At 45.2% G+C, this 10,044-nt stretch carries 5 protein-coding genes and 2 rRNA genes (1 of these 7 only partly in view); 3 read left to right on the top strand and 4 right to left on the bottom strand.

Annotated features, from left to right (window positions below; translation table 11 throughout):
• A 23S ribosomal RNA gene (locus DP923_RS15875) occupies nt 1-2,834 on the top strand; it begins 61 nt to the left of the window's first position.
• Between the two features lie 108 nt (nt 2,835-2,942).
• A 5S ribosomal RNA gene (gene rrf / locus DP923_RS15870) occupies nt 2,943-3,054 on the top strand.
• 164 nt (nt 3,055-3,218) lie between these two features.
• Here rrf and aspA read toward each other — a convergent pair.
• The 4 genes from aspA to DP923_RS15850 all read right to left on the bottom strand — a co-directional run bounded on the left by aspA (nt 3,219) and on the right by DP923_RS15850 (nt 6,724).
• Entirely contained in the window at nt 3,219-4,628 is a 1,410-nt protein-coding gene (gene aspA, locus DP923_RS15865; protein WP_112306869.1) for an aspartate ammonia-lyase, read from the bottom strand.
• A 38-nt stretch (nt 4,629-4,666) separates the two neighbouring features.
• Nucleotides 4,667-5,851, bottom strand: coding sequence for a ribonuclease D (locus tag DP923_RS15860; RefSeq protein ID WP_112306868.1), 1,185 nt, complete (start codon nt 5,849-5,851; stop codon nt 4,667-4,669).
• Between the two features lie 223 nt (nt 5,852-6,074).
• Complete coding sequence (locus tag DP923_RS15855; RefSeq protein ID WP_112306867.1) at nt 6,075-6,278, bottom strand: hypothetical protein; 204 nt, start codon at nt 6,276-6,278, stop codon at nt 6,075-6,077.
• 155 nt (nt 6,279-6,433) lie between these two features.
• Nucleotides 6,434-6,724, bottom strand: coding sequence for a WYL domain-containing protein (locus tag DP923_RS15850; protein WP_112306866.1), 291 nt, complete (start codon nt 6,722-6,724; stop codon nt 6,434-6,436).
• A 491-nt stretch (nt 6,725-7,215) separates the two neighbouring features.
• Between DP923_RS15850 and DP923_RS15845 the strand changes: the two genes are divergently transcribed.
• The gene (locus DP923_RS15845) at nt 7,216-9,975 is read left to right on the top strand and encodes a 2-oxoglutarate dehydrogenase E1 component (RefSeq protein WP_112306865.1); all 2,760 of its coding nucleotides are present in this window, start codon (nt 7,216-7,218) and stop codon (nt 9,973-9,975) included.
• Nucleotides 9,976-10,044: the final 69 nt, after the last annotated feature.

Here is a 10,044-nt window from a genome sequence, read left to right as displayed (position 1 = left end):
CAAGCTGCGATAAGCTGCGGGGATCAGCACATATGAATTGATCCGCAGGTTTCCGAATGGGGCAACCCGGTATGTTGAAGACATACCACCCTACGGGGGGCAAACCCGGGGAACTGAAACATCTAAGTACCCGGAGGAAGAGAAAATAATAATGATTCCGTAAGTAGTGGCGAGCGAACGCGGAAGAGCCCAAACCAGTTCTGTTACGGCAGAGCTGGGGTTGTAGGACCACGTGATGGGACCAAAGATTGAAGCACAAGTACCTGGGAAGGTACACCGGAGAGGGTGAGAGTCCCGTGTGCGTAAGCTCTTTGGCCTTAGTGGTATCCTGAGTAGGGCGGGACCGGAGAAATCCCGCTTGAATCCACCGGCACCATCCGGTAAGGCTAAATACTCCTGAGAGACCGATAGTGAACCAGTACTGTGAAGGAAAGGTGAAAAGTACCCTGAATAAGGGGGTGAAATAGATCCTGAAACCATGCGCTTACAAGCTGTCGGAGCCCTTTAGTGGGGTGACGGCGTGCCTTTTGCATAATGAGCCTACGAGTTACTCCTCTCTGGCAAGGTTAAGTTTCTTGAGAAACGGAGCCGCAGCGAAAGCGAGTCTGAATAGGGCGCACAGTCAGAGGGGGTAGACGCGAAACTTTGTGATCTACCCATGGGCAGGATGAAGCTGTGGTAACACACAGTGGAGGTCCGAACCAGTTTACGTTGAAAAGTATTTGGATGACCTGTGGGTAGGGGTGAAAGGCCAATCAAACTGAGAAATAGCTCGTACTCCCCGAAATGCCTTTAGGGGCAGCGTCGTGGTAGAGTCATGTGGAGGTAGAGCTACCGATAGGACTAGGGGGAGTCAAATCCTACCGAATCCTGACGAACTCCGAATGCCACTTGATATACACGGCAGTGAGGCGCAGGGTGCTAAGGTCCTGCGCCGAGAGGGAAAGAACCCAGACCATCAGCTAAGGTCCCAAAGTCCACGCTAAGTTGAACAAAGGGGGTCCAGTTGCCTAGACAGCCAGGATGTTGGCTTGGAAGCAGCCATTCATTTAAAGAGTGCGTAACAGCTCACTGGTCGAGCGACAGGGCATCGATAATAATCGGGCATCAAGCATGGCACCGAAGCTATGGATTTATACATTGTATAAGTGGTAGGGGAGCATTCTAACGGCGGTGAAGGCGTCCTGTCAGGGGCGTTGGAGCTTTTAGAAAAGCAAATGTAGGCATAAGTAACGATAATGCGGGCGAGAAACCCGCACACCGAAAGACCAAGGTTTCCTGATCAACGCTAATCGGATCAGGGTTAGTCGGGTCCTAAGGCCGAGGCGAAAGCGCAGGTCGATGGACAACTGGTTAATATTCCAGTACCGGCTACATATAGCGATGCGGTGACGGAGAAGTGAAAGGACTGCGCACTGACGGAATAGTGCGTTAAAGGCCGTAGGTATAGGATTGGGAGGCAAATCCCCCAGTCTTGCTGAAAGCTGATAGTACTCCAAGCCTTCGGGCGCGGAGATAATGTCCCTAATCCGGCTCCCAAGAAAACCCGCTAAGCGTTTAAATATGTAGCCGCCCGTACCGCAAACCGACACAGGTGGTCGAGGAGAGAATCCTAAGGTGCTCGAGTGAATCACGGCCAAGGAACTCGGCAAAATGGCCCTGTAACTTCGGGAGAAGGGGCGCTTCCTTGTAGCAATACAAGAAGCCGCAGTGAAAAGGCCCAGGCGACTGTTTAACAAAAACACATGGCTTTGCGAAATCGAGAGATGAAGTATAAGGCCTGACACCTGCCCGGTGCTGGAAGGTTAAGAGGGGGGGTTAGCCGCAAGGCGAAGCTCTGAATCGAAGCCCCAGTAAACGGCGGCCGTAACTATAACGGTCCTAAGGTAGCGAAATTCCTTGTCGGGTAAGTTCCGACCTGCACGAATGGTGTAACGATCTGGGCGCTGTCTCAGCCGTGAGCTCGGTGAAATTGTAGTCTCGGTGAAGATGCCGAGTACCCGCAACGGGACGGAAAGACCCCGTGCACCTTTACTATAGCTTAACATTGACTCTGGGTAACTCATGTGTAGGATAGGCCGGAGGCTGTGAAGTGGCGTCGCTAGGCGTCATGGAGCCATCCTTGAAATACGGCCCTTGAGTTGCTTGGAGCCTAACCTCCTAGAAGGGGGAACAGTGTTTGGTGGGTAGTTTGACTGGGGTGGTCGCCTCCAAAATAATAACGGAGGCTTTCAAAGGTACCCTCAGCACGCTTGGTAACCGTGCGTAGAGCGCAATAGCACAAGGGTGCTTGACTGTGAGGCCTACAAGCCGAGCAGGGCCGAAAGGCGGATATAGTGATCCGGTGGTTCCGCATGGAAGGGCCATCGCTCAAAGGATAAAAGGTACGCCGGGGATAACAGGCTGATCTCCCCCAAGAGCTCATATCGACGGGGAGGTTTGGCACCTCGATGTCGGCTCGTCACGTCCTGGGGCTGGAGAAGGTCCCAAGGGTTCGGCTGTTCGCCGATTAAAGTGGCACGCGAGCTGGGTTCAGAACGTCGTGAGACAGTTCGGTCCCTATCTGTTGTGGGCGTTGGAGATTTGAGGGGTTCTGACCTTAGTACGAGAGGACCGGGTTGGACGAGCCTCTGGTGTACCTGTTGTCGCGCCAGCGGCAGCGCAGGGTAGCTACGCTCGGATGGGATAAGCGCTGAAAGCATCTAAGTGCGAAACCCACCCCAAGATGAGATCTCCCTGTAAGGGCCGTCAGAGACGATGACGTTGATAGGCCGCAGGTGTAAAGCTGGAAACAGCACAGCCGAGCGGTACTAATTGCCCGGGCGCGTTCTCTATAAGCTTCGGCTTGAAGAATCCGGTTTACAACCGGCCCGCCTCTTCTTGCTCTCTCCCAAAAGTCAAATAACTTATGCCATTATGTGCAACCAAGACTGCACAACGATAATGGTGGCTATGGCTCCGGTGTTCACCTCTTCCCATCCCGAACAGAGAAGTTAAGCCCGGATGCGCCGATGGTACTGCCTTCACAGGTGGGAGAGTAGGTGGCCGCCAACCCCTTCAAATCCTCCCCGTTTACGCCACGTAGACGGGGAGGATTTTGCTTTATAACAATCCAAGGAAACAACAGTTGAAATACAGCAGCTCAGATTTAGTGAAGAGCATTAGATAACAAAAAAGGTCACTTGTATTACAAGTGACCTTTTTTGTTGCTTAAGAGATTAGTGATTTATAAACTTTGGCCTAATTAAATTCTCAATAGAGAATATCTCGTCCCATTTAAACTGCGGAATTAGTTGCCGTTCTATCACAGTGATCAGATGAATTGATTTACCAGTAGCTAATGCTTCCTTTGCAATCTCGGAGCATGTTTCGTAGCCAAGAATAGGGTTAAGTGCTGTAACAATCCCAACACTGTTCATCACCATATTCTTGCATATTTCTGCATTTGCCGTTATACCTATCACGCACTTATTCTTTAAAGTATAGCAGGCATTCTCCATATAAGTAAACGAGCTGAATAAACTAAAAGCTATAACAGGCTCCATTACATTCAACTGCAACTGGCCGGCTTCAGCAGCCATAGTAACTGTCATATCTGTACCTATTACATAATAAGCAGTTTGGTTTACTACTTCCGGAATAACCGGGTTTACCTTACCTGGCATAATAGATGAACCTGGCTGCATACTTGGCAAGTTAATCTCATTTATACCAGTTCTCGGGCCAGAGGAAAGTAAACGTAGATCGTTACAGATTTTGGAAATTTTAATAGCGCTACGCTTTAGTATCCCAGAAATCTGTACATAGGCCCCCGTATCACAAGTAGCTTCAATCAAGTCTTCTGCTAAAGTTACCGGTATGCCTGTTAATTCGCGTAAATGCTCTGTTACAATTCTAGGATAGTCTGCAGGGGCATTAATGGAGGTGCCGATTGCCGTGGCTCCCATGTTGATTTCGCAAATAAGCATTTTAGCTTCGTTCAGCCTTTGTATGTCTTCCTTGATTGTTGTAGAAAAACCATGAAATTCATCACCCAACGTCATAGGCACTGCATCCTGAAGCTGCGTTCTACCCATTTTTAATACGTTAGCGAACTCAACGCTCTTTATAGCAAACGCTTCCTGTAAGGCATCCAGGCTTTTAATATAACTTTCTATTTTACGATAAAGCGCAAGCCTGAACGCTGTCGGATAAGCATCGTTGGTAGATTGGGAAAAGTTAACATGGTTATTCGGGTGCAGGTAGTCATAGTCACCCTTTTTATGGCCTAGTATTTCCAGGCCGATATTGGCTATAACTTCGTTTACATTCATATTAACCGACGTTCCAGCACCTCCCTGTATCATATCAGTTACAAACTGGTCCAGAAACTCGCCATTAATTAATCTGTCAGAAGCTCTGCAGATCGCATCAGCAATAATGGGATTTATGACGCCACAATCTCTGTTAGCCATTGCGGCCGCTTTTTTAACGTAGCCAAATGCTTTTATAAACAAAGGTTCTTTTGCTACCGGAATGCCTGTTATATAAAAATTCTCTAAAGCACGCGCCGTTTGGATGCCATAGTAAACCTCGGAAGGAATCTCTTTCTCACCTAAAAAGTCATGCTCTATTCTATATGTTTCCATAGTGGATTGTAATGTTATTTAAAACTTGATCTTGAAAATTAATTGTTAAGCTTTGCTCTGATTTCAGGTTCCGGAAGTATAATATTTAACTCCTGCGCAGCAGAAAGAACAATAGCTGTAGCGTATTGTTTGGTGCAACGCAGTTGGCCGGTCTGGCTATACTCTGTGATTATACTTTGATTGATGATCAGGCGTGAGGTAAACTCACCGTAAAGCTCCATTATCCGCTTTTGCACTTGGGTAAGCATCTCTTTACGTTGCTCTGTTTCTGATGTTTTTAAAGGGCGGTAATAACGGTTGGTAGCAAATTCATGGCTAATATTTTCAGTAATAGCATCATGCTTGGCAGTTGCAATTACATCTATCAATAACTGTTCGTTACGTGCCTTTTTCAAACCACCATGAATACCTTTTGTATGGTTTAACCATTCATTTATATCCGTATCAATATCGGTAGCCAGCTCAACTAAAGATTCGTTACCAATAACAAAAGAAGACGGTTTGTTAAACTGCCGTGCCATTTCTTCTCTGAAAGCATACAGGCGCTGTAAAATATATTGTTGGTATAAATTCAGCCTGAAAGCGTTACGCAGTTTAAGGTGAGGATTTTCAGGTTCGCTGTACCGGATCTTTTCAAGTAATTGGTTTTCTTCTTTCAGCCATTCCAGCCGGCCTTTAGCCTCTAATTGTTCAACTAAACGTTGCTTTACCTGGTGCAGGTAAATAACATCTATGGCAGCGTACTTAAGCTGGTCGTGGGTTAAAGGGCGTTTATTCCAGTTACTGGATTGCTGCGACTTATCTATCTCCTGGTTAAATTCCTCTTTTAATACAGTTGCAAGCGAAGAGCGTTCATAATTCAGGAGTTTGGCAGCCACATCTGTGTCCATTACCCCTTTAATCTGGCAGCCGAGCTTGCTCAACAGCATAATGTCATTGTTAGAGTGGTGTATGATTTTCATACTTGAAGGATCCTCCAGCAATGTAAAAAGCGGGCTAAGGTCAGCTAGCGGTAAAGGGTCTATTATATAACATGTACCATCTCCGCCTGTAAGCTGTATCAGGCATAAATTAAACCCATATGTATAGCGGTTCTGATCAAATTCAAGATCAAGGGCAAGCTCCCTGCAATTTTTTAATTTACTGATAACCTCAAGCAAATGCTTATCAGATTCTACCAATTCAATGGCTACCCCATCATGCATAAAAACTCCATTTTCCATTTCTTAAATCTAAAAATATTAGCGCATATACATACTATGTTCAGAGCTTAAAGTATAAAAACTGATGTTCGAACTTAAATAAAGTTCTTTTATAGTGTGCTCATCTGATAAGGTGCAAAGTGTTACTCATTCTGGTTTTAAGGGCGGGTGCCCAAATCAAAGTATAAAAAAAAGGTCCTTGCCAGTAAGCAAGGACCTTTTTTAAGTATTAATGTAAGTAAACTTATTCTTCTATCATCATGGTGCTATCTGTCATAGTCGTATCCATGTCTGCAGTGTCAAGGCCGCCATCCACATCAGATGGAGTTTGTGTTTCCACTTGCTCTGTTGCAGTGTCTGTCTCCGTTGCAGTATTATTCTGGTTATCACATGCTGTAAAAGCAAATACCGCTGCAATAGCGAACGTAGATTTCAATAATTTTTTCATAAGTATAGATTTAGATGGAAAACCATGTTAATGACTATTAATACGCTTACTTTAAAATAGTAACCTTTAGTTGGTAATTAATCTGGAAATCTAAAGTATGAATTCCGCTATCTTACAGCAGGAGCTAACAAAGTTGAATACAGAATTTTGGCATATCATACCCTGTAATAGATACGGCTCATCAGGTTATTGTAAGGTTCGTAGCCAGGGCGCTTGGCAGAAAATCTTTCTGTTAGTAGCACAACATTTTTCAGGTTTGCCAGGCAGAAACACCTCCATCCTTCTTTTTCTTTACCAACATACCAGGCATACAGGCAATCTTGTTTTGCTGTGTTGGTTCCTAATAAATAAGGCTCTACAACATAGGTTTCAGAATGATACTCAAATTGCACGAGCAGTCGGGCACCAATAGCTTCAGATAAATGCTCTAAAAGGTGGCTGTACATAAGAAAAGTGTAAAGTAATATAAAAGAAACTGCGTTTAGAAGTTGCCGCTATCCATACTTTAAACTTACAGCTTTGAGTTAATATGTAACAGGAATAAGTTACATGAAAAGTAACATGGGTTTTTCCTTTAATTAATTTAGCATAAACGTAATCAAGAAAGTTTACAGCTTGGTGTATAAAGCAAACTATAGAGTAACTGATAGAAAAGTAACATCATAGTATAAGATGATATAGGTATTCATACTTAAAAGCACATCAAACTAAACTAGGCAGGCATAGGTATACAAATGCATTATTTTTTACCAGAATCCTTGTTAGCAACGTTATTATACAGCAGGTAAACTCTTTATTAACCTGTTTCTAATTTAAATTAAAATCAGTGTATAGGAAACTTACTAACTGAATAATAGGCATATTTGCTTATGCGAATGTATGAATTTTGATTTATTAGATAATCTCTTAACTTTGCCTTTACACTGTAGTAAAACTTATGGATAAATATACCTATATCGCTAATGCGCACGGAGCCTATATTGATGAGCTGTACAAAGCTTATCAACAGGATCCTGAATCTGTTGATTTTGGATGGCGTAAGTTTTTTGAAGGATATGAGTTCTCAGAATCATACTCTGAAAACGGACACGAAGCAGATAGCTCTGCTTCCGCAACAACCACAGCAAAAAGTACGGCTACAGCCGGCGAGTCTGATAAAGAAGTAGCTGTCCGTAATTTTATTTATGCTTACCGTACACGCGGCCACCTGCGCTCCAAAACAAACCCAGTACGTGATCGCAAAGACCGCAAAGCGCTGTTAGATCTGAAAGACTTCGGATTATCTGATGTTGACTTAAATACTGTATTTCAGGTTGGTAGTTTAGTTGGGATTGGCCCGGCTAAGCTGCGTGATATAGTGGCTGCCGTTCAGAAAATATACGAAGGCCCGATCGGATACGAGTACATGTATATCCGCGATCCGGAAGTATTAAGCTGGTTGCAAAACAAGATCGAAAAAGAGTCGCTTACATTTAACCCGGGCATCGAGTACAAAAAACGCATCCTTTATAAGCTGAATGAGGCGGTTGTATTTGAGAACTTCCTGCACACAAAATTCATAGGCCAGAAGCGTTTCTCCCTGGAAGGTGGCGAAACAACTATTCCGGCACTGGATGCTATCATCGACAAAGCTTCGGAACTGGGCGCACAGGAAGTAGTAATCGGGATGGCACACCGTGGCCGCCTGAACGTGCTGGCCAACATCATGGGCAAAACCTATGAGCAGATCTTCTCTGAGTTTGAAGGCACAGCTGTACCTGACCTTACCATGGGCGATGGCGACGTAAAGTACCACATGGGTTTCTCCTCTGAAGTGGAAACACCATCCGGTAAAAAAGTGAACCTGAAGCTTGCTCCGAACCCATCGCACTTAGAGGCTGTGAACCCGGTAGTAGAAGGTTTTGTGCGTGCAAAGATTGATACCATGTATGGCAAAGATGCCCGTAGCATTGTGCCTATACTTATACACGGTGATGCAGCCGTTGCCGGACAAGGCATTGTGTACGAAGTTACACAAATGTCGAAACTGGCAGGTTACCAAACAGGTGGTACAATCCACTTCGTTATTAATAACCAGGTTGGTTTTACGACTGATTTTGAAGATGCCCGCTCGTCTATCTACTGTACCGATGTAGCTAAAATAATAGATGCGCCGGTGCTGCACGTAAACGGAGATGATCCGGAAGCAGTGGTTTTCGCAGTGCGCCTGGCAACTGAATACCGTCAGAAGTTTGGCAACGATATCTTTATTGATATGGTGTGTTACCGTCGCCATGGCCACAATGAGTCGGATGAGCCGAAATTCACGCAGCCACAACTTTATAACTTGATTTCGAAGCACGCTAACCCGCGCGAAGTATATAATAAAGAGCTGATCAGTCACGGCGAGATTAGTGCAGAACTGGCTCAGAACATGGATAAGGAATTCCGCCAGTTGTTGCAGGACCGCCTGGATATGGTAAAGCAAAAGCCGCTTCCTTACAACTACCAGGTATTTGAGAAAGAGTGGAAAGAGCTGCGCCGTTCTACGTCGGAAGATTTCAACCAATCGCCGGGAACAGATATTTCGCAGGAAATTGTAGAGAAAGTAGGAAATGCCTTAAGCAACGTTCCGCAAGGTTTTAAACCACTGAAGCAAATCGAGAAATTGCTGAAAGAGCGCCGCGATATGTTCTTCGAGAACGGCCAGTTAAACTGGGCTGCCGCCGAATTGCTAGCTTACGGTTCTATACTTGCTGAAGGGAAGATCGTGCGTTTAAGTGGCCAGGATGTACAGCGTGGTACCTTCTCGCATCGCCATGCTGTGTTGCGTGATGCCAATACCAATGCACCCTATTCTAACCTGAACTATATCCAGGATAACCAGGCAAAACTGGAAATCTATAACTCACTGCTATCTGAATATGGCGTGTTAGGTTTCGAGTTTGGTTATGCGATGGCGAACCCGAATGCATTGGTTATCTGGGAAGCGCAGTTCGGAGATTTTGCCAACGGTGCCCAGGTAATGATTGATCAGTTTATCGCCGCTACAGAATCTAAGTGGCAGCGTATGAATGGTATTGTAATGCTGTTACCGCATGGTTACGAAGGCCAGGGACCAGAGCACTCTAACGCCCGTCCGGAACGCTTCCTGCAACTTTCTGCAGAGAACAACATGTACGTAACCAACATTACTACACCGGCTAACTTCTTCCACTTCCTGCGCCGCCAGTTGGCAACACCATTCCGTATGCCGGCTGTTAACATGGCTCCGAAGTCGTTGCTGCGTCATCCGGGCGTTGTGTCGCCGGTTTCTGAGTTCACTTCCGGTAACTTTAAAGAAGTAATAGGAGATGAATTTGCACAAGCAGGATCGGTTACAAAAGTATTGCTGTGCAGCGGTAAAGTATACTTTGATCTGCGCGAAGAACAGCAGAAAAACAACCGTATGGATGTAGCTATCGTGCGCATGGAGCAGATGGCGCCATTCCCGAAAGTACAGTTGGAAGCCGAACTCAGCAAGTATGAAAATGCGAAAGTATACTGGGTACAGGAAGAGCCTGAGAATATGGGCGGCTGGATGTATATCCTGCGTATCATGCGCAAGCAGATCGAGGATGTAATTGCACGTAAGCCAAGTGCATCGCCTGCTACCGGTTACCTTAAAATACATGCAAAAGAACAGCAGGAGCTAGTAAACAGAGCCTTTGCTATATAATTGATGAAGTATGAATGCTAAGCAACAGTAGTTAATTTTAGCTATTCTTGATTATCATTCATACTTTGT

It is taken from the genome of Pontibacter arcticus, from assembly GCF_003284895.1.
Lineage (GTDB): Bacteria > Bacteroidota > Bacteroidia > Cytophagales > Hymenobacteraceae > Pontibacter > Pontibacter arcticus.
Note: the sequence above shows the minus strand (reverse complement) of the source record. Positions and strands in the feature narration are given on the sequence as shown.

Excerpts from the sequence above, each read along its gene's own strand:
- aspA (WP_112306869.1), bottom strand. The coding sequence starts at position 4,628 with ATGGAAACATATAGAATAGAGCATGACTTTTTAGGTGAGAAAGAGATT.
- DP923_RS15860 (WP_112306868.1), bottom strand. The coding sequence starts at position 5,851 with ATGGAAAATGGAGTTTTTATGCATGATGGGGTAGCCATTGAATTGGTA.
- DP923_RS15855 (WP_112306867.1), bottom strand. The coding sequence starts at position 6,278 with ATGAAAAAATTATTGAAATCTACGTTCGCTATTGCAGCGGTATTTGCT.
- DP923_RS15850 (WP_112306866.1), bottom strand. The coding sequence starts at position 6,724 with ATGTACAGCCACCTTTTAGAGCATTTATCTGAAGCTATTGGTGCCCGA.
- DP923_RS15845 (WP_112306865.1), top strand. The coding sequence starts at position 7,216 with ATGGATAAATATACCTATATCGCTAATGCGCACGGAGCCTATATTGAT.